This window comes from Burkholderia sp. Bp8994 (genome assembly GCF_003853805.1).
GTDB lineage: Bacteria > Pseudomonadota > Gammaproteobacteria > Burkholderiales > Burkholderiaceae > Burkholderia.
Map to the genome: position 1 here is coordinate 95,461 of NZ_QTQH01000018.1, position 19,643 is coordinate 115,103.

The window sequence follows — 19,643 nt, forward strand, 5'->3', positions numbered from 1 at the left end:
CCATGCAAAGCACCCTTTCCCAATCGCCCGGTAGCCGGTTCTCGCAGTACATGGCGCTGACGAAGCCGCGTGTCACGCAGCTCGCGGTGTTCTGCGCGGTGATCGGCATGTTTCTCGCGACGCCGGGCATGGTGCCGTGGCATGTGCTGATCGGCGGCACGGTCGGCATCTGGCTGCTGGCCGGCGCCGCGTTCGCGATCAACTGCCTCGTCGAGCAGAAGATCGACGCGATGATGCGCCGTACCGCGTGGCGTCCGTCCGCGCGCGGCGAGATCACGACTCCGCAGATCCTGCTGTTCTCGGCCGTGCTGGGCAGCGTCGGCGCATGGACGCTCTATACCTTCACGAACCCGCTGACGATGTGGCTGACGATCGCGACGTTCGTCGGCTACGCGGTGATCTACACGCTGCTGCTCAAGCCGATGACGCCGCAGAACATCGTGATCGGCGGCGCATCGGGCGCGATGCCGCCGGCGCTCGGCTGGGCCGCGGTCACCGGCGCGGTGCCCGGCGACGCGTGGATCCTCGTGCTGATCATCTTCGTGTGGACGCCGCCGCATTTCTGGGTGCTGGCGCTCTATCGCCGCAAGGACTACGAAAACGCGGGCCTGCCGATGCTGCCCGTCACGCACGGCGAGAAGTTCACGCGGCTGCACATCCTGCTGTACACGGTGATCCTGTTCGCGGTCACGCTGATGCCGTTCATCTCCGCGATGAGCGGCGCCGTCTACCTGACGAGCGCGGTGCTGCTCGGCGCGGTGTTCCTCGCGTATGCGTGGAAGATCCATCGCGACTATTCGGACGAACTCGCCCGCAAGGCTTTCCGTTACTCGATCGTCTACCTGTCGCTGCTGTTCGCCGCGCTGCTCGTCGATCACTATGCGCGCCCGCTGCTCGGCGTGTAACCGCACGGTTTGAACGCAATGCTCCATTCATGGTTCGGGCGCCGCGCGCGCCAAGGCTGGATGCTCGCGTGCGCATTCGCGGCAGCCACGCTGCTCGCCGGCTGCGACAACGCGCCGAAATTCCAGAATCTCGACATCACCGGCAACACGCAGTTCGGCAGCGATTTCTCGCTGCCGGATACGGCGGGCAAGGTGCGCACGCTCGGCGACTTCAAGGGCCGGGCGGTCGTGGTGTTCTTCGGCTATACGCACTGCCCGGACGTATGTCCGACGACGATGGCCGAACTGTCCGAAGCGCTGAAGCAGCTCGGCCCCGATGCCGCGAAGCGTGTGCAGGTGCTGTTCGTCACCATCGATCCGGAGCGTGACACGCCCGCGCTGCTCGGCCAGTACGTGCCTGCGTTCGATCCGTCGTTCATCGGCCTGCGGCCGGCCGACGAGGCGCAGCTCAAGAAGGTTACAAAGGATTTCCGCGTGTACTACGCGAAGGTGCCCGGCAAGACGCCCGGCAGCTACACGATGGATCACACCGCCGCGAGCTACGTGTTCGATCGCGACGGCAAGCTGCGCCTGTTCGTGCGCGACGGCCAGGGCCCCGGCCCGTGGGTCCACGACCTGAAGCTGCTGGTCGACTGAACGGCGTACGCCGCAGGTTCGCCCGGGCGCTCGCCTGGCGCTACGCGTGACGGCCGCGACGCGCCGTCACGCATTCCTCCTTCTCCCCCTCGATCTGCATGCGCCGCCTCGCGGGGCGGCTGCGTATGAACATTCGGGCGCTGATGCGCTTGCGCGCGTTACGGCAGCGCCGGCACGTTGAAGCCTTGCGCGGCACGCGTGATCCGGAATTCCGTCACGCGATACGTCGCGAGCCCTTCGGTCACGAACGGATCGGTCTCGAGGATCGCGTCCAGTTCGTCGCGGTCGATGCGGGCAGCGAGGATCACGCCGCCTTCGCGCGGTACCTTCGGCCCCGCCGCGATGAAGATGCCGCGCTCGAACAGCGGCTGAAGATACGCGCGGTGGCGTTCGAGTGCATCGTCGATGCGCTCGAGCGATGCGTTGTAATGGATGTCGATGACGTACATGGATCGCCCTGGAATTGTCGCCGGCGCGTGGTGTGCCGGTCGGCCGGTCTTTTTAGCACAGCGGCCGTTCCCTGTCGTGCCGGCCGTCGTCGCGCATCGTCCACCAGCACCGCCGCGGTGCATACCCATATGAGCGGGATGTATTTCACTTCCGGCCGATCCTGTGACACCATTTGCCCCTTCCTGCGAGTCCGGGGATACCCGTATCGCGCCCCATTTTCAGTTAGCAAGAAAGCGAGAAACAGATGAAGCGTCGCAGTCTCCTGAAGGTATTTTCCGTGCTGGCCACCGGTGCCGCGCTGACGCTGTCGGCGGGCGCGCACGCCGAGGACAAGGTCATCAAGGTCGGCACGGTGGCCGGCCCGGATGCGGAAGTTTGGCAGGTCGTGCAGAAGGTCGCGAAGGAGAAGGAAGGCCTGAACGTGAAGGTCATCGAGTTCAACGACTACGTGCAGCCGAACGCGGCGCTCGACTCGGGCGACCTCGACGCGAACAGCTTCCAGCACCAGCCCTACCTCGACAGCCAGGTGAAGCAGCGCGGCTACAAGATCGTCAGCGCGGGCCTGACCTACATCTCGCCGATCGGCGTGTACTCGAAGAAGTTCAAGGCGCTGAAGGACCTGCCGCAAGGCGCGAAGCTCGCGGTGCCGAACGATCCGTCGAACGAGAACCGCGCGCTGCTGCTGCTGCAGACGCAAGGCGTGATCAAGCTGAAGACGGGCGCCGGCACGGGCGGCAACAACGCGACGGTGCTCGACATCGCCGAGAACCCGAAGAAGCTGAAGATTTCCGAGCTCGACGCCGCGCAACTGCCGCGCGTGCTGTCGGACGTCGACGCCGCCGTGATCAACACGAACTACGCGCTCGCCGCGAACCTGCAGCCGACCAAGGACGCGATCGCGCTCGAATCGCTGACGAGCCCGTATGCGAACCTGATCGCCGTGCGCGCGAAGGACAAGGATCAGCCGTGGGTGAAGAAGCTGGTCAAGGCGTACCAGTCGGCGGAAGTGCGGGAGTTCATCAAGAAGCAGTTCAAGGGCTCGATGGTCGCGTCGTTCTGAACGCGATCGATTGACCGAACGAAGGCCTGCATGTGCGCAGGCCTTTTTTGTTTGTGCGGTGAGGGATGTTCTATTGACGCTGCGCAGGCGCCGCCTCGCTGGCTTTAACATGCCCGAGATTCGCCAGCGCAGGGAAGATCACACAACGCAATTGCTGCGTACTCGCTGGTAAGCGCCGTCTGGTAACGGTCTGTTACGTTGCCATCGAGCCGGTGCGTCGTTGCTCGAGTGCGGAACCGGTATGCCTTTTCTCGAGCCGGTATCCCGCTGTGCCCCGTCATTGCTCACGTCGAGCCGCATGACAAAAGTTTCGCGGGATATTCCACCGTCGTTGCATAGAGAGCGGCCGGAAGATCGGCAGGAATTTGTCCGCTCGGTAGCCATATGTCTTCGTTAGACTGAAAAACAGTTCTGGAAATTACACGCGAGGATATTGAATGGGGGCGGCCGAAAAGTTGGGCGGCGTTTACTATTATTATGGAATGGATAATCTGACTGCCGGGGAATTGTTCTTCTGGATAATGGTCGACGAATCCATGAATCAGTTGGGTGTCGACGATGCGGTGTCGGTTGGCATGCTTCTGCTTGGTAAAAACAATTTATCGACCCGTGTGAAACCCGGCGGAGCAATAAAAGGGACCTCGCGTGCAAGCCAGTTTTCGAGAAGGGTTTTTCAGAAGGCGCAGTTTCCGTTTGGTCTTAAGTTGCCCACCCTGGTGGGCGGGCCGGTGAAGGATCTGAAAGTCAGGATGGTGAGGAACATCGGCACTTTTGTGGGGAGAACGATACCCGTCGCAGGCTGGGTAATTCTCGCGAGTGACATTTGTATTATCGCTCATAAGGCAGCTAATCATTACAATAGGGTCGCGAGGGAGGGTGACAGGTTATGGTAGACATTGAGGATGAAGTAGTTGACTTCGTGAAGAAGAGGATTGGCTTCTCCATGTTGTCGAGGAATGTGGATATAACCGAAAATACCGATCTGGATGTTGACCTGGGCTTTGATGTTGCTGAAGTCGGAGAAATGATGAAGGAGTATTCGGAGGAGTTTGGTGTCGATATGAGTAGATTCGACATTAAAAAATATTACCCCGAAGAGGACTCTTCATTTCTTGACTTGATCAATCCGTTCAAGAAAAGAGTCGTTCATCATGTTCCGGACCTGAACGTCCGAATGTTGATTGCATCGGCCAAGGCTGGGCACTGGCTCTACAACTGACTGCTCACCGCTTTGCATTTGTCTGCGTCCGGGCGGCGGCATCGCGCCGACTCCTTTAGATGCGCTGCAGGCCCAGCGCCGGCTGACGCGCGCTACTCCCTCACATCTCGCCGCGCCGCGAGCAGATCGCCATGATCTGCTGGATCGCGTAGTTGTCGCGCACGCCCGGCAGCGACTGCACGACGCACTCGTGGAAGCGCCGCTCGCGCGGCAGCAGCATCGCGTTGTTGCGGTACAGCGCGTCGCACGAGCGCTGGATCAGCTGCGCGGCCACGCCGTTGCGGCTCTCACGCAGCGCGCCCAGCATGCAGTCGTCGTATTGCGCGTAGCCGTCGGTCAGTGCGAATGCCGCACCCGGCAGCGCCAGCGCGATGGCCGCGCATGCGATCGCACGGATCCCCCGTTTCATAGGCCCTCCGATGGTGTGGATCGGGTCGGCGGACAGCATAACGTAAAGCGGAAAGGGCGGCTGACGCGGTGCGGCGGGATCGGCGCGCCGGCGTCGCTTCGGAGCCGAGTTGCGGCGGGCGGTCGTTCCGCCCCGTCGGGTCGCGCGGTGGAAGCGGGCGACACGCGCCCGCCACGCCCGGGGCGGCTCGCCGTCACATGACGGGGGCGCCGGCTTTTCCTGCGCTTTTCATCTGACAAAACCCCCGTTTCGTACTAGTACTGTGCGACATGAACGCATTGCCATATACTGTATATCCATACAGTTGTGGGTGGCGTCATGCTCGCATCCTCCATTTCTCCCGAATCCCTTCATCCATCGCTCTGGCGCGGCTCGCAACTCGCGCGCGGCGGTGCGCGCACGATCGACACGGGTTTCGCGTCGCTGTCCGCCGAGCTGCCGGGCGGCGGCTGGCCGGTCGGCGGGCTCGTCGAACTGCTGGCCGCCCAGCCGGGCTGCGGCGAGATGCGGCTGCTCGCGCCGGCGCTCGCGCGCACCGTCAGCGCGCGGCGGCCGCTCGCGCTCGTCGCGCCGCCGCAGTCGCCGCATGCGACCGCGCTGGCCGCGCTCGGCGTGCCGGCCGACGCGCTGCTGTGGCTGCGCGCCGGCAGCCGTACCGATGCGTTGTGGGCCGCCGAGCAGGCGCTCAGGACCGGCTGCTGCGGTGCGCTGCTGCTCTGGCAGGACGCGCGGCCCGATGCGCTGCGCCGCCTGCATCTCGCTGCCGCGCGCACCGGCGACACGCTGTTCGTGATGCTGCGCCCGCTGTCGGCGGCCAAACAGCCGTCGCCGGCCGTGCTGCGCGTCGCGCTGCATCCGGTGCCGGGCGGCGTGTCGCTCGACATCGTCAAGCGTCGCGGGCCCGCGCGCGGCGAGCCGCTCGCGCTCGATTTGCCGTCGCCCATCGTGGAGAGCCGCTATGCGCGTCTTGCTCGGCATCCATCTGCCGCGCCTGCCGCTCGACGTGTGCGCCCCGCCGCCGTCTGACGGCGCGACGGACGACGCAAACGACGCAGGCTGCGCGGTGCTCGAGCAGGGTGTCGTGCTGATTGCCGACCCGCCCGCGCGCCGGCAGGGCGTGCGCGCGGGCATGAAGCGCGGCGGCGTGCTGACGCTTTCGCCCGACACGCGGCTCGTCGAACGCGATCCCGCCCGCGAGGCCGATGCGCTGCGCGCGGTCGCGCTCGCGTTGCTGCGCTTCTCGCCGTGCGTCGCGCTCGACGACGAAGCGACGCTGATCGTCGACGTCGGTCCGAGCCTGCGCCTGTTCGGCGGCCTGCCGTCGCTGTGCCGCCAGGTGCGCGCGACGCTCGCGGCGCTCGGCTATGCGGCGCGCCTGTCCGCCGCGCCGACCGGGCGCGGCGCGTGGCTGCTCGCGCGCACGTCGGCGCGTGCGCGCAGCCGGCGCCGCGTGGCCGGGCCGGCTTCGCTCGTTCGTACGCTCGATCGCTTGCCGTGCGTGCTGCTGCCCGACGCGCGCCCGTATGCGGGCTGGTTCGACGGCCTCGGCTGCCGCACGCTCGCCGATCTGCGCCGCCTGCCGCGCGCGGGGCTGCAGCGGCGCTGCGGTCCCGCGCTGCTGGCCGCGCTCGATCGTGCGTACGGCGATGCGGTCGAGCCGCTCGCGTGGATGGCGGTGCCGCCCGTGTTCGACGTGCGGCTCGAATTGCCGGAGCGCGTCGAATACGCGGAAGCCGTGCTGTTCGCCGCGCGGCGGCTCGTCGTGCAGCTCTGCGGGTGGCTGGCCGCGCGGCAGCTGTCGCTGGCCGCGATGACGCTCGATCTCGAGCACGAGCGCGGCCGCCAGGCGGTGCCGCCGACGCCGCTCGAACTCGCGTTCGCCGCGCCCGTGCGCGACGAGACGCACTTCATGCGGCTGCTCGGCGAGCGGCTCGCACGCGTCGAGTTGCCGGCCGCGGTGATCGCGGTGCGGCTGAAGGCCACGCGCGTCGAATCGGTCGCACCGCCGGCCGACGATCTCTTCCCCGAGCCGGGCGGCACGCGCGAGACGCGCGCGCGGCTGTTCGAACTGCTGGTCGCGCGGCTCGGCGCGGATAACGTGCTGCGCGCGGCGCCGGTGGCCGACTATCGGCCCGAGGCCGCGAACCGCTGGCTGCCGCTCGATGCACCGGCGGGCAAGCCGGCTGACGGACTGCCGGCTGCGCCGCCGCGTCCCGCGTGGCTGCTGGCCGAGCCGCTGCCGCTGCTGATGCGCGGGGAACGGCCGGTATTTCATACGCCGCTGAGAATGATGTCGTCACCCGAACGGATCGAGGCAGGGTGGTTCGACGGTCAGCACGTGGCGCGCGATTATTGCGTCGCGCAGGACGAAGAGGGCGCGTGCTATTGGGTGTTCAGGGAGCGGACGGGGAGCGAGGCCGAACCGCACTGGTTCCTGCACGGCCTGTTCGGGTGAGCGGCGATGGTTGCGGAATTCGGTTTGCTGCCCGATTACGCGGAGTTGTTCTGCCGCTCGAACTTCTCGTTTCTGCATGGCGCGTCGCATGCGGAGGAACTGGTCGAGCGCGCGGTGGAACTCGGCTATCGAGGGATCGCGATCACCGACGAATGCTCGCTCGCCGGCGCGCCGCGCATGCATGTCGCGGCAAAAGCGCAAGGGCTGCCGCTCGTCATCGGTTCGTATTTCGACGTCACGCCGGATGAAGTCGCCCCGGGTCACGATCCGGGCCCCGGTGCGTTCGGACTCGTGTTGCTGGCGCAGAACCGCGAGGGCTACGGCAACCTGTCCGAGCTGATTTCATGGCGGCGGATGGAGGCGCCGAAGGGAACCTACCGGCTGACGTCGAGGATGTTGTCGAGGCCGCCGGAGGCTTTCGCTCATCTGCGCGGCATGCCCGACTGTTTCGCGATTCTCGTGCCCGCGTATCCGGTGCGTGCGGAGGTACTCGATGCGCAGGTCGCATGGTTTCGCGCGACCTTCGGCGAGCGTGCGCGGCTCGGGCTCGTGCAGTTGCAGCGCGCGCTGGACGGCCCGCAGCGCGACGAGATTCGGGACGCAGGCGAGCGGCGCGGCGTACCTGTCGTCGCGCTCGGCGACGTGACGATGCATCGGCGCTCATGCAAGCCGCTGCAGGACGTGATGACGGCGATCCGCGTCGGGATGCCGGTGTCGGAATGCGGCTATGCGCTCGCGCCGAATGCGGAGCAGCATCTGCGTGCGCGCGGGCGGATTGCGAAACTGTTTGCGCCGGACGAGATCGCGGAGACCTGCGCGATTCTCGATGCGTGCGATTTCGAACTCGACTCGCTGCGCTACGAGTATCCGGACGAGATCGTGCCTGAAGGTCATACGCCGACGAGCTATCTGGAACAGGAAACCCTGGCGGGCGCGCGCCGTCGCTATGCCGGGGAGCCGCCGGCTCATGTCATGGAGCGGATCGGCTACGAGTTGACGCTGATCGCGAAGCTGAGCTACGAACCGTTCTTCCTGACGGTGTACGACATCGTCAAGTTCGCACGTAGCCAGAACATCCTGTGCCAGGGGCGCGGCTCTGCGGCGAACTCGGTCGTCTGCTATTGCCTCGGCATCACCGAAGTCGATCCCGACCAGAGCACGATGCTGTTCGAGCGCTTCATCAGCGAGAAACGTGGCGAGCCGCCCGATATCGACGTCGACTTCGAGCATCAGCGCCGGGAAGAAGTCATTCAGCATATCTACGAAAAATACGGCAAGCATCGCGCCGCACTCGCGGCGGCCGTTTCGACGTATCGCCCGCGCGGCGTGCTGCGGGAAATCGGCAAGGCGCTCGGCGTCGATCCGATGCTGGTCGATCGCGTCGCGAAGGGGCATCGCTGGTTCGACGGCAGCCGCGACCTGCTGCAGCAATTCGCGTCGACCGGGCTCGATCCGGCCACGCCGATCATTCGCGCATGGGCCGAACTCGCGGGGCGCTTGCTCAACTTTCCGCGCCACCTGTCGCAGCATTCGGGCGGCTTCGTGATCAGCCGCGGCAAGCTCACGCGGCTCGTGCCGGTAGAAAACGCGGCGATGGACGGGCGGCGCGTCATTCAGTGGGACAAGGATGATCTCGAATCGCTCAAGCTGATGAAGGTCGACGTGCTCGCGCTCGGCATGCTGTCGGCGCTGCATCGCGCGTTCGACATGCGCACCGCATGGCGCGGGCCAGAGGAGGACGGCGAGCCATTCACGCTGAAGCATATTCCGCAGGATGACGAAGCAACTTACGACATGATCTGCCGTGCCGATACGGTCGGCGTGTTCCAGATCGAATCGCGTGCGCAGATGTCGATGCTGCCGCGGCTGAAGCCGCGCAACTACTACGACCTCGTCGTGCAGGTGTCGATCGTGCGGCCGGGGCCGATCCAGGGCGGCGCCGTGCATCCGTATCTGAAGCGGCGCAGGATCGTGGCCGGCGAAGAGGAGGGGGAAGTCACGTATCCGAGCGAGGCGCTCAAGGAAGTGCTCGTTCGCACGCTCGGCGTGCCGATCTTCCAGGAACAGGTGATGCAGATCGCGATGGTCGCGGCCGGATTCACGCCAGGCGAGGCCGACCAGTTGCGTCGCGCGATGGCGGCGTGGAAGCGCAGGGGCGATCTCGACCCGTATCACGACAAGATCGTCGACGGAATGCTCGAACGCGGCTACACGCGCGAATTCGCCGAGCAGATCTTCGAGCAGATCAAGGGCTTCGGCGAATACGGCTTCCCCGAGAGCCACGCGGCCAGCTTCGCGAAACTCGCGTACGCGAGCAGCTGGCTCAAATGCCACGAACCCGCGATCTTCGTCGCGTCGTTGCTGAACAGCCAGCCGATGGGGTTCTACGCGCCCGCGCAGCTCGTGCAGGACGCGAAGCGCCACGGCGTGAAGGTGTTTCCGGCCGACGTCACGCGCAGCGGCTGGGAAGCGTCGCTCGAAGCGCTGCCCGGCCAGCCGCCGCCGCACGGCCAGCCCGCGGTGCGGCTCGGCCTGTCGCTGGTGCGCGGTCTCGGCGAGGCCGCCGCGCGGCGCATCGAGGCCGCGCGCGCGGCCGGCCCGTTCGAGAACGTCGACGCGCTCGCGGGCCGCGCGCAGCTCGAACGGCGCGATCTCGAAGCGCTCGCCGCCGCGAACGCGCTCGCGACGCTCGCCGGCCATCGCCGCGATGCATTATGGCAAGCCGTCGCCGCAGCCCCCGAACGCGACCTGCTCGCCGCCGCGCCGATCGACGAAACGGAGCAGCCCGTGCTCGGCGCGCCGTCGGAAGCCGACGACATCCTCGCCGACTATCACACCACCGGCCTCACGCTGAACCGCCACCCGGTCGCGCTGCTGCGGCCCGCGTTGCGCGCGCAGCGGCTGTCGTCCGCGGCCGAGTTGCGCGACCGTCCCGACGGCCGGCTCGCGCGCGCGTGCGGGCTCGTGATCGCGCGGCAGATGCCGGGCACCGCGAAGGGCGTGATGTTCATGACGCTCGAGGACGAGACGGGCTGCGTGAACGTGATCGTGCGGCCCGAACTGCTCGCGCGGCAGCGCCGCGAAACGCTCGATTCGCGGCTGCTCGCGGCGTCGGGCGTGTGGCAGGTCGTCAGCGACGTGCGGCACCTCGTCGCGCAGCATTTCGAGGACCTGACGCCGCTGCTCGGCGGCCTGCGCACGTCGAGCCGCGAGTTCCACTGACGCGGCGCGCCGGCACGCCGCCGGATGCATACCAGTCGACCGAACTGGTTCTATTCAGGTATCGATTCCAGCGCCCAAAACCCGTCAAATCTGGCACCGGAACTGTCCCCTTGCATACCAATCCGGGTAAATCCCTATTCTGCATCATGTTGTAAACAAAGGATTTCCCGCTACTAAACCGCTTGCCTGGCAAGGCTTCCGGCGATTTTCACCTCTCTAATACCAGTTCGTTGACTGGTATTATGGTGGTTATATAATGCGTTCACTTTCGACGGTCCGAGATCGTCGTCCGACACCCGGAGGCACATGGAAACCGGCTGGTCCGAACTGGCGCCCGATCCCCTCGACGACACGCCGCTGTATCTGCAGCTCGCCCGCAACCTGGCGCGCGCGATTCACGCCGGCGCGTGGCGCGCCGGCGAGGCGCTGCCGTCGGAGCGGCTGCTGTCGGGGTCGGTCGGCGTGTCGCGGATCACGGCCCGCCGCGCGCTCGCGCTGCTGGTGGAGCAGGGGCTGATCAAGCGGGTGCGCGGGGCGGGCAGCTTCATCACGCCGCGCGTCGCCGATCCGCTGTCGCGTCTCGTCGGCTTCACCGCGAAGATGCAGCAGCGCGGTTTCGTGCCCGATTCGGTGTGGCTGTCGCGCACGCTGCGCGCCGCGCGCCGCGACGAGATCACGCGTCTCGGCCTCGCGCCGGGCGCGACGGTCGCGCGGCTGGAGCGGTTGCGCCGCGCGGACGGCATCGTGATGGCCGTCGAGCATTCGACGCTGCCGGCCGCGGCGGTGCCGGATCCGCAGGCGCTCGGCGCGTCGCTGTACGAATACCTCGACGCCCGCGGGATGACCGTCGTGCGCGCGCTGCAGCACTTTCGCGCGTCGAACGCGACGCACGACATCGCGAAGTGGATGGCGGTGAAGCCGGGCTCGGCCCTGCTCGTGATCACGCGCATCGGCTACGGCGTCGACCAGCGCGCGATCGAAGTGACCGAAACGTATTGCCGCGACGACTATTACGACTTCGTCGCCGAACTGAAACGCTGACGCGCGAGACTGCCCGCGCGCCACGTGCAATGAAGCACAACGCATTTGCAAATCGCGACGCGGATGTCCGCGTCACCAGATCATCAAGAGAAACGTCATGCTGACTGGAAACATCCTCACCCCCGACGGCTGGATTCACGGCTCGCTCGACAGCGAGAACGGCCGCATCACCACGCTCGACGGCACGCCCGCCGATCCCGCGAAGAACGACGCGCCGTACATCCTGCCCGGCTTCATCGACCTGCACGTGCACGGCGGCGGCGGCGCCGACGTGATGGAAGGCGGCGACGCGATCGAGACGATCGCGCGCACGCACGCGCAGTTCGGCACGACGAGCCTGCTCGCGACGACGATGACCGCGCCGCGCGACGAACTGATGCAGGTCGTCGCGAACCTCGGCACCGTCGCCCGCACCCGCACGCAGGGTGGCGCGCGCGTGCTCGGCGTGCACCTCGAAGGGCCGTACATCAACCCCGGCAAGCTCGGCGCGCAGCCGGACGCGGCCGTGTCGGCCGTGCTCGACGAAGTGCTGACGTACCTGTCGATCGCGCCGATCCGCGTCGTCACGCTCGCGCCGGAAATCGCCGGCCACATCGAGATCATCGGCGAGATGGCCGCGCGCGGCGTGCGCGTGCAGCTCGGCCACTCGCTCGCGACCTACGACGACGCCGTCGCCGCGCTCAAGCACGGCGCGTGTGGTTTCACGCACCTGTTCAACGCGATGTCGCCGCTGCATCACCGCAACCCGGGCCTCGTCGGCGCCGCGCTCGCGCATGCCGAGTACGCGGAAATCATCCCCGACCTGCTGCACGTGCATCCGGGCGCGATTCGTGCCGCGCTGCGCGCGATTCCGCGCCTGTACGTCGTGACCGACAGCACGTCCGCCACCGGCATGCCCGACGGCGAATACCGGCTCGGCAGCCAGCACGTGACCAAGTGCCTCGGCGGCGTGCGGCTCGCCGACGGCACGCTCGCCGGCTCCACACTGACGATGGACCAGGCGCTGCGCAACCTCGTGTCGCTCGGCCTGCCGATCGCCGACGTGTCGAACCGGATGTCGCGCTATGCGGCCGACTACCTCGGCGTCACCGATCGCGGCCGCCTCGAGCGCGGCGCATGGGCCGACCTCGTCGTGTTCGATCGCGACCTGAACCTCACCGCGACCTACGTCGAAGGAGAATCGATTGTCGAATATGCTTAAGGAAGCGCGCGAGTCCGCCCAGGTCGTCGCCGCGCAACTCGCCGACACCACGCGCGTCGAAACGCTCGCCGCGCAACTGCTCGATCACCCGCCGGCCGTCGCGCTGACGGTCGCGCGCGGCAGCTCGGATCACGCCGCCAGCTATTTCGCGAGCCTGACGATGAGCCGCCTCGGCGTGCCCGTCGCGTCGCTGCCGATGTCGGTCGCGACGCTGCAGCAGGCGCCGCTGAAGGTGCAGGACCAGCTCGCGCTCGCATTCTCCCAGTCGGGCAAGAGCCCCGATCTCGTCAACACGATGGCCGCGCTGCGCGAAGCCGGCGCGCGCACCGTCGCCGCCGTCAACGTGCTGCCGTCGCCGCTCGCCGACGCGTGCGAGCACCAGCTGCCGCTCCTGGCCGGCCCCGAGCTGTCGGTCGCCGCGACCAAGAGCTACATCGCGATGCTGTCGCTGTCCGCGCAGATCGTCGCGTACTGGCAGCGCGACGCCGCGCTGATGATGGCATTGCGCGGCCTGCCCGACGTGCTCGCGCAGGCCGGCCGCCTCGACTGGTCGCCGGCCGTCGCCGCGCTCGCGGGCATCGAGCGGATGATCGTGATCGGCCGCGGCCTCGGGCTTGCGATCGCGCAGGAAGCCGCGCTGAAGCTGAAGGAAACCTCCGGCATCCAGGCCGAGGCATTCTCGAGCGCCGAAGTCCGGCACGGCCCGATGGAGCTGATCGACCGCGACTATCCGCTGCTCGTGTTCGCGCCGCCGGGGCCCGAGCAGGCCGGGCTGCTGCAGCTCGCGCAGGACATGCGCGCACGCGGCGCGGCCGTGCTGCTCGCGGCGCCCGCCGGCACGCCCGGCGCGACCTTGCCGCTCGCGCAGTCCGCCCATTCGGCGCTCGACCCGATCGCCGCCATTCTTTCGTTCTACGTGATGGCGGCGGATCTCGCCGTCGCGCGCGGCCGCAATCCCGACACGCCGCGCCACCTGAACAAAGTCACCGAAACGCACTGATAGCCGAGACAGCCGATGAGACGCGCCGAGGAGTCCCAGTTGAAGAGTTCCACCCATGATCAGATCGTCCTGCTCAGCCCCCTGACCGGGCCGATCGTCGCGCTGGCCGATGTGCCCGATCCGGTGTTCTCCGGCGGGATGTTCGGCGACGGCATCGGCATCGACCCGCTCGCGGGCCAGCTCGTCGCCCCGTGCGCCGGCGTCGTGTCGCATCTCGCGCGCACCGGCCATGCGGTGACGATCACGACGCCGCAAGGCGCGGAAGTGCTGCTGCATATCGGCATCGACACCGTCGAGCTGAACGGGCAGGGCTTCACCGCCCACGTCGAAGCCGGCGCACGCGTCGACGCGGGCGACCTGCTGATCGAGTTCGACCAGGACGCGGTCGCGCGCAGCGCGCATTCGCTGGTTTCGGTGATCGCGATCGCGAACTCCGACGCGTTCGACGTCGTCGAGCGCGCGAGCGGTTTCGCGACGGCCGGCGAGACGCCGATCCTGACGCTGCGCGGCAAGGGCGAAGCGGCCGCGCAGGCGGCGCAGGCCGGCGCCGCGGCGATGAACGAAGTGCGTCGCGAACTCGTGCTGACGCAGCCGGGCGGCCTGCATGCCCGGCCGGCCGCACGCGCACGCGAATCCGTGCGCGGCTTCGACGCGACGGTCGACGTGCAGTTCGACGGCCGCAAGGCGTCGATCGCGAGCGTCGTGGGCCTGCTCGCCCTTGGTGCCGGCGAAGGCGCGACGATCGAGCTGATCGGCCGCGGCGCGCACGCGCAGCAGGCCGTCGACGCGGTCGAGCACGAGCTGCTGCGCGAAGCGCACGGCGAAGTCGAGGAGAAGCCGGCGCGGCTGCGTTCGCCCGCACCGCAGCCGATCGTGCACGACACCGGCGCGACACTCGACCCGAACACGCTCGCGGGCGTGTGCGCGGCGCCCGGCATCGCGGTCGGCACGCTGGTGCGTCTCGACGATGTGGAGATCGTGCCGCCCGAACAGGCGAGCGGCACGCCCGCATCGGAAAGCCGCCGGCTCGACCAGGCGCTGACGGCGGTCGACGCCGAACTCGACGAAACGGTGCGCAACGCATCGGCGCGCGGCGCGGTCGGCGAGGCGGGGATCTTCGCGGTGCATCGCGTGCTGCTCGAAGACCCGACGCTGGTCGACGCGGCGCGCGACCAGATCAGCCTCGGCAAGAGCGCGGGCTTCGCGTGGCGCGCGACGATCCGCGCGCAGATCGACACGCTGTCGAAGCTCGACGATGCGCTGCTTGCCGAGCGCGCGGCCGACCTGCGCGACATCGAGAAGCGCGTGCTGCGCGCGCTCGGCCACACGAGCGGCGCGACCCGCACGCTGCCCGCCGAGGCCGTGCTCGCCGCCGAGGAATTCACGCCGTCGGACCTGTCGTCGCTCGATCGCCAGCGCGTGACCGCGCTCGTGATGGCGCGCGGCGGCGCGACGTCGCATGCGGCGATCATCGCGCGCCAGCTCGGCATTCCGGCGCTCGTCGCGGTCGGCGACGCGCTGTATGCGATTCCCGACGGCACGCAGGTCGTCGTCGATGCGAGCGCGGGCCGTCTCGAACATGCACCGACCGCACTCGACGTCGAACGCGCGCGCCACGAGCGCCAGCGCCTGGACGGCGTGCGCGAGGCGAACCGGAAGCTGGCCGGCGCCGCCGCCGCGACGGTCGACGGCCGCGCCATCGAGGTCGCCGCGAACATCGCGACGCTCGACGACGCGAACACCGCGGTCGACAACGGCGCGGACGCGGTCGGCCTGCTGCGCACCGAGCTGATGTTCATCCATCGCCAGGCCGCGCCGAGCGTCGTCGAGCACCAGCAGAGCTACCAGTCGATCGTCGATGCGCTGCAGGGCCGCACGGCGATCATCCGCACGCTCGACGTCGGCGCCGACAAGGAAGTCGACTACCTGACGCTGCCGCCCGAGCCGAACCCGGCGCTTGGCCTGCGCGGCATCCGCCTCGCGCAGGTGCGCCCCGATCTGCTCGACGATCAGCTGCAGGGCCTGCTCGCGGTGAAGCCGTTCGGCGCGGTGCGCATCCTGCTGCCGATGGTGACGGATGCCGGGGAACTCGTGCGGCTGCGCCAGCGCATCGACGAATTCGCGCGGGCGCAGGGCCGCACCGAGCCGATCGAGGTCGGCGTGATGATCGAGGTGCCGTCGGCGGCGCTGCTCGCCGACCAGCTCGCGCAGCACGCGGATTTCCTGTCGATCGGCACCAACGACCTGACGCAGTACACGCTCGCGATGGACCGCTGCCAGGCCGATCTGGCCGCGCAGTCCGACGGCCTGCATCCGGCCGTGCTGCGCCTGATCGACATCGCGGTGCGCGGCGCCGCGAAGCACGGCAAATGGGTCGGCGTGTGCGGCGCGCTGGGCGGCGATCCGCTCGCGGTGCCGATTCTCGTCGGCCTCGGCGTGACCGAACTGTCGGTCGACCCGGTGTCGGTGCCGGGCATCAAGGCGCGCGTGCGCCGTCTCGATTACCAGCTGTGTCGCCAGCGTGCGCAGGATCTGCTCGCACTCGACTCGGCACAGGCGGTAAGGGCAGCAAGCCGCGAGGTCTGGCCGCTCGACTGAACGTCGACGGCGGGCGCGCGACCCGTTTCACTACGCAAGCAATTAGGTCAACGACGCTTAATGACGAGACATGGATTGGAGGATTGAATGGACGGGAATCCGTTTCTGAAGATACAGGGCCTGGGCCGGGCGCTGATGCTGCCGATCGCGGTGTTGCCGGTCGCCGGCATCCTGCTGCGGCTCGGGCAGCCGGACGTGTTCAACATCAAGATGATCGCCGACGCCGGCGGCGCGATCTTCGACAACCTGCCGCTCCTGTTCGCGATCGGCGTGGCGGTCGGTTTCGCGAAGGACAACAACGGCGTGGCGGCACTCGCGGGCGCGATCGGCTACCTGATCGAAACCGCGATCATGAAGGACATCGATCCCAAGCTGAACATGGGCGTGCTGTCCGGGATCATCGCGGGTGTCGTTGCGGGCCTGCTGTACAACCGCTACAAGGACATCAAGCTGCCCGACTACCTCGCGTTCTTCGGCGGCAAGCGGTTCGTGCCGATCATCACCGGGCTCGTGTGCGTGGTACTCGGCATCGTGTTCGGATACGTGTGGCAGCCGGTCCAGCATCTGATCGACGCGGCCGGCCAGTGGCTGACGACGGCGGGCGCGATCGGTGCGTTCGTGTTCGGCTTCCTGAACCGCCTGCTGCTCGTCACGGGCCTGCACCACATCATCAACTCGCTCGCATGGTTCGTGTTCGGCAACTTCACGCCGCCGGCCGGCGGCGAGCTCGTGCACGGCGACCTGCACCGCTTCTTCGCGGGCGATCCGACCGCGGGCACCTTCATGGCCGGCTTCTTCCCGATCATGATGTTCGGCCTGCCGGCCGCGTGTCTCGCGATGCTGCACGAAGCGCCGAAGGAGCGCCGCGCGATGGTCGGCGGCCTGCTGTTCTCGATGGCGCTCACGTCGTTCCTGACCGGCGTGACCGAGCCGATCGAATTCAGCTTCATGTTCCTCGCGCCGGTGCTGTACGTGATCCACGCGGTACTCACCGGGCTGTCGCTCGCGATCTGCCAGATCCTCGGCGTGAAGCTCGGCTTCACGTTCTCGGCCGGCGCGATCGACTACGTGCTGAACTACGGGCTGTCGACGAAGGGCTGGATCGCGGTGCCGCTCGGCATTGCGTACGGCGTCGCGTACTACGGGCTGTTCCGTTTCTTCATCCGCAAGTTCAACATGGCGACGCCCGGTCGCGAGCCGGCCTCGGCCGACTCGGCAACCGAGTCGTTCGCGTCGGGCGGTTTCGTCGCACCGGCGGCCGGTGCCGCGGCGGCAGCGCCGCGTGCGCAGCGCTACATCGCCGCGCTCGGCGGCGCGGGCAACCTGACGGTCGTCGACGCCTGCACGACGCGCCTGCGCCTGAGCGTCGTCGATCCGGAGAAGGTGTCGGAGCCGGAACTGAAGTCGATCGGCGCGCGCGGCGTGCTCAAGCGCGGCGGCAACAGCGTGCAGGTGATCATCGGGCCGGAGGCGGACATCATCGCCGACGAGATGCGTTCGGCGATCGGCAGCGGTGCGGCCGGTGCCGCGGCGGCGGCGGCGGTCGCGCCCGCGCAGCCGGTCATGGGCGCTGCGGCCGGTCCGCTCGATCCCGATCCGCTGCGTTGGCTTGCGGTGTTCGGCGGCGCGACCAACGTCGCATCGCTCGACGCGATCGCGACCACGCGCCTGCGCGTCGTCGTGCGCGACGCAGCGGCGGTCGATCGCGATCGGCTCGGCGCGCTCGATGTCGCATGGGTGGCGCCGGACACGTTCCACATCGTCTGCGGCAACGCGGCGGCGCGCTATGCGGAACAGCTCGGCGCGCGCCTGCCGTCGACGGGCGGTGGTGCGGCCGTGCAACCGGCATGATCTGACGAGACCGGCCCGATCCGCCTCGCGGATGCGGGCCGCCGGTCGGTAAAACGAAAACGGCTTGCGACGCGTGTGTCGCAAGCCGTTTTTCTTTGTCGGCGCGCGGGCGCGATGCGTGCATCGGCATCGCGCTCAATTGGCTTCGACGTGCCGCGCGTGCCGAACGAATGTCCGGACGAAAAAAAACCTCGCACGTAGCGAGGTTCGTTCCCGACGGCGGGCGGCGGGGCGATCAGCCGCCGCCGCGCCGGAGCGGTCAGTCGCGGCGTGCGCGCACCGGCGCTTCCTGCGGCTTCTGCCGCGCTTCGAGCCACATCGCGTTGACGATGCCGAACGACAGCGCGACGCCGATACCGAGAATCCAGCTGAAGTACCACATGATCCGACTCCTTGCGAAACGGTGGGCGAGGGCGCGTGCGCGCCCCGGCCGGGTTCAATACATCGAGTGCTTGTTCTCTTCGAGCGACTGGTGCGTGACCTTGCCGCGCATCACGCGGTACACCCAGCTCGTATAGAGCAGGACGATCGGCAGGAACACGATCACCGCGAACAGCATCACCTGCAGCGTCATGTGGCTCGACGTCGAATCCCACACGGTCAGGCTGCTGCGCGGGTCGAGCGACGACGGCATGATGAACGGGAACATCGAGAAACCCGCGGTCAGGATCACGCCGGCGATCATCAGGCCGGTGCAGAAGAACGCCGTCTTTTCCTGCTTCGAGCCGGCGAGCAGCAGTGCGAGCAGGCCGCCCGCGATCCCGACGACCGGCGCCGCGATCATCCACGGATACTCGCCGTAATTCGCGAGCCACAGGCCCGAGCCGGCCGCCACGTCCTTCAGCAGCGGGTTCGCGACCGTGTCGGTCGGCGCGGCGTGCGTGATGTGGAAGCCGCCGATGGTCGACGCGATCAGCACGCCGGCCAGCACGAACAGCACGACCGCGACGAGCGCCGACACCCGCAGCGCGATCGACGCGCGGCGTGCGATCACGCCGTCGGTCTTCATCTTGATGAATGCCGCACCGTGCGCGACCAGCATCGTGAGGCTGACGAGCCCGCAGAGCAGCGCGAACGGGTTCAGCAGCGCCCAGAAGCCGCCGTAGTAGGTGACGCGCAGGTCGCTGTCGAACTTGAACGGCACGCCCTGCAGCAGGTTGCCGAACGCGACGCCGAACACCAGCGCGGGCACGAAACCGCCGACGAACAGGCCCCAGTCCCAGCCCGCGCGCCAGCGCGGGTCGGGCCGCTTGCTGCGATAGTCGAAGCCGACCGGCCGGAAGAACAGCGCGAACAGCACGAGCAGCATCGCGAAGTAGAAGCCGGAGAACGACGCGGCATAGACGAGCGGCCAGGCGGCGAACATCGCGCCGCCGGCCGTGATCAGCCACACCTGGTTGCCTTCCCACGTCGCACCGACCGTGTTGACGATGATGCGGCGCTCCTCGTCGGTCTTGCCGAGGAACGGCAGCAGCGCGGTCGCGCCCATGTCGAAGCCGTCGGTGACGGCGAAGCCGATCAGCAGCACGCCGACGAGCAGCCACCAGATCAGCTTGAGAGTTGCATAGTCCATAGCGATTCCTTGTTCCGTTGCGG

General features: G+C 67.9%; 17 protein-coding genes. 13 read left to right on the top strand and 4 right to left on the bottom strand.

Annotated features, from left to right (window positions below; translation table 11 throughout):
• Nucleotides 1-2: 2 nt before the first annotated feature.
• Together cyoE and DIE04_RS20680 are read left to right on the top strand one after the other, a co-directional pair.
• On the top strand, nucleotides 3-905 hold the full coding sequence (gene cyoE, locus DIE04_RS20675) for a heme o synthase (RefSeq protein WP_124520716.1): 903 nt from the start codon (nucleotides 3-5) through the stop codon (nucleotides 903-905).
• Between the two features lie 18 nt (nucleotides 906-923).
• On the top strand, nucleotides 924-1,541 hold the full coding sequence (locus DIE04_RS20680; RefSeq protein WP_124486528.1) for an SCO family protein: 618 nt from the start codon (nucleotides 924-926) through the stop codon (nucleotides 1,539-1,541).
• A gap of 158 nt (nucleotides 1,542-1,699) precedes the next feature.
• Here DIE04_RS20680 and DIE04_RS20685 read toward each other — a convergent pair whose 3' ends face one another.
• A complete protein-coding gene (locus DIE04_RS20685; RefSeq protein WP_044848209.1) occupies nucleotides 1,700-1,990 on the bottom strand; it encodes a YciI family protein in 291 nt (96 codons plus the stop codon).
• Between the two features lie 245 nt (nucleotides 1,991-2,235).
• Here DIE04_RS20685 and DIE04_RS20690 point away from each other — a divergent pair, with 245 nt between their 5' ends.
• The 3 genes from DIE04_RS20690 to DIE04_RS20700 all read left to right on the top strand — a co-directional run bounded on the left by DIE04_RS20690 (nucleotide 2,236) and on the right by DIE04_RS20700 (nucleotide 4,270).
• Nucleotides 2,236-3,051 carry a MetQ/NlpA family ABC transporter substrate-binding protein gene (locus DIE04_RS20690; RefSeq protein WP_044848208.1) on the top strand — a complete coding sequence of 272 codons (816 nt, stop codon included), beginning with the start codon at nucleotides 2,236-2,238 and terminating at the stop codon, nucleotides 3,049-3,051.
• A gap of 437 nt (nucleotides 3,052-3,488) precedes the next feature.
• The gene (locus DIE04_RS20695) at nucleotides 3,489-3,944 is read left to right on the top strand and encodes an STM2901 family protein (RefSeq protein WP_124520718.1); all 456 of its coding nucleotides are present in this window, start codon (nucleotides 3,489-3,491) and stop codon (nucleotides 3,942-3,944) included.
• Nucleotides 3,938-4,270, top strand: a complete 333-nt coding sequence (locus DIE04_RS20700) for a DUF1493 family protein (protein ID WP_124520720.1) — start codon at nucleotides 3,938-3,940, stop codon at nucleotides 4,268-4,270. Before DIE04_RS20695 ends, DIE04_RS20700 begins: the two co-directional genes overlap by 7 nt.
• A 100-nt stretch (nucleotides 4,271-4,370) precedes the next feature.
• Here the strand turns inward: DIE04_RS20700 and DIE04_RS20705 are convergent, their stop codons facing one another.
• On the bottom strand, nucleotides 4,371-4,679 hold the full coding sequence (locus DIE04_RS20705; protein ID WP_124520722.1) for a VF_A0006 family four-cysteine protein: 309 nt from the start codon (nucleotides 4,677-4,679) through the stop codon (nucleotides 4,371-4,373).
• A 318-nt stretch (nucleotides 4,680-4,997) separates the two neighbouring features.
• Here DIE04_RS20705 and imuA point away from each other — a divergent pair, with 318 nt between their 5' ends.
• The 8 genes from imuA to nagE all read left to right on the top strand — a co-directional run bounded on the left by imuA (nucleotide 4,998) and on the right by nagE (nucleotide 18,047).
• Complete coding sequence (imuA, locus tag DIE04_RS20710) at nucleotides 4,998-5,705, top strand: translesion DNA synthesis-associated protein ImuA (protein WP_124486526.1); 708 nt, start codon at nucleotides 4,998-5,000, stop codon at nucleotides 5,703-5,705.
• Nucleotides 5,638-7,134 carry a DNA polymerase Y family protein gene (locus DIE04_RS20715; protein WP_124520724.1) on the top strand — a complete coding sequence of 499 codons (1,497 nt, stop codon included), beginning with the start codon at nucleotides 5,638-5,640 and terminating at the stop codon, nucleotides 7,132-7,134. Before imuA ends, DIE04_RS20715 begins: the two co-directional genes overlap by 68 nt.
• 6 nt (nucleotides 7,135-7,140) lie before the next feature.
• Nucleotides 7,141-10,356 (top strand): error-prone DNA polymerase, encoded by a 3,216-nt coding sequence (locus DIE04_RS20720; protein WP_124520726.1) that lies wholly within the window; start codon nucleotides 7,141-7,143, stop codon nucleotides 10,354-10,356.
• 306 nt (nucleotides 10,357-10,662) lie between these two features.
• The gene (locus tag DIE04_RS20725) at nucleotides 10,663-11,397 is read left to right on the top strand and encodes a GntR family transcriptional regulator (protein ID WP_124486523.1); all 735 of its coding nucleotides are present in this window, start codon (nucleotides 10,663-10,665) and stop codon (nucleotides 11,395-11,397) included.
• Between the two features lie 97 nt (nucleotides 11,398-11,494).
• Entirely contained in the window at nucleotides 11,495-12,598 is a 1,104-nt protein-coding gene (gene nagA / locus DIE04_RS20730) for an N-acetylglucosamine-6-phosphate deacetylase (RefSeq protein ID WP_124486522.1), read from the top strand.
• Nucleotides 12,591-13,598 (top strand): SIS domain-containing protein, encoded by a 1,008-nt coding sequence (locus DIE04_RS20735; RefSeq protein WP_124520766.1) that lies wholly within the window; start codon nucleotides 12,591-12,593, stop codon nucleotides 13,596-13,598. Before nagA ends, DIE04_RS20735 begins: the two co-directional genes overlap by 8 nt.
• Nucleotides 13,599-13,613: 15 nt before the next feature.
• A complete protein-coding gene (gene ptsP / locus DIE04_RS20740; RefSeq protein WP_124520728.1) occupies nucleotides 13,614-16,196 on the top strand; it encodes a phosphoenolpyruvate--protein phosphotransferase in 2,583 nt (860 codons plus the stop codon).
• Nucleotides 16,197-16,283: 87 nt separating this feature from the next.
• Nucleotides 16,284-18,047, top strand: a complete 1,764-nt coding sequence (gene nagE / locus DIE04_RS20745) for an N-acetylglucosamine-specific PTS transporter subunit IIBC (protein ID WP_124520730.1) — start codon at nucleotides 16,284-16,286, stop codon at nucleotides 18,045-18,047.
• Between the two features lie 259 nt (nucleotides 18,048-18,306).
• Here nagE and cydX read toward each other — a convergent pair whose 3' ends face one another.
• Nucleotides 18,307-18,429, bottom strand: coding sequence for a cytochrome bd-I oxidase subunit CydX (gene cydX / locus DIE04_RS20750; RefSeq protein ID WP_006483737.1), 123 nt, complete (start codon nucleotides 18,427-18,429; stop codon nucleotides 18,307-18,309).
• A gap of 54 nt (nucleotides 18,430-18,483) precedes the next feature.
• Nucleotides 18,484-19,620, bottom strand: a complete 1,137-nt coding sequence (gene cydB, locus DIE04_RS20755) for a cytochrome d ubiquinol oxidase subunit II (protein WP_044847487.1) — start codon at nucleotides 19,618-19,620, stop codon at nucleotides 18,484-18,486.
• Nucleotides 19,621-19,643: the final 23 nt, after the last annotated feature.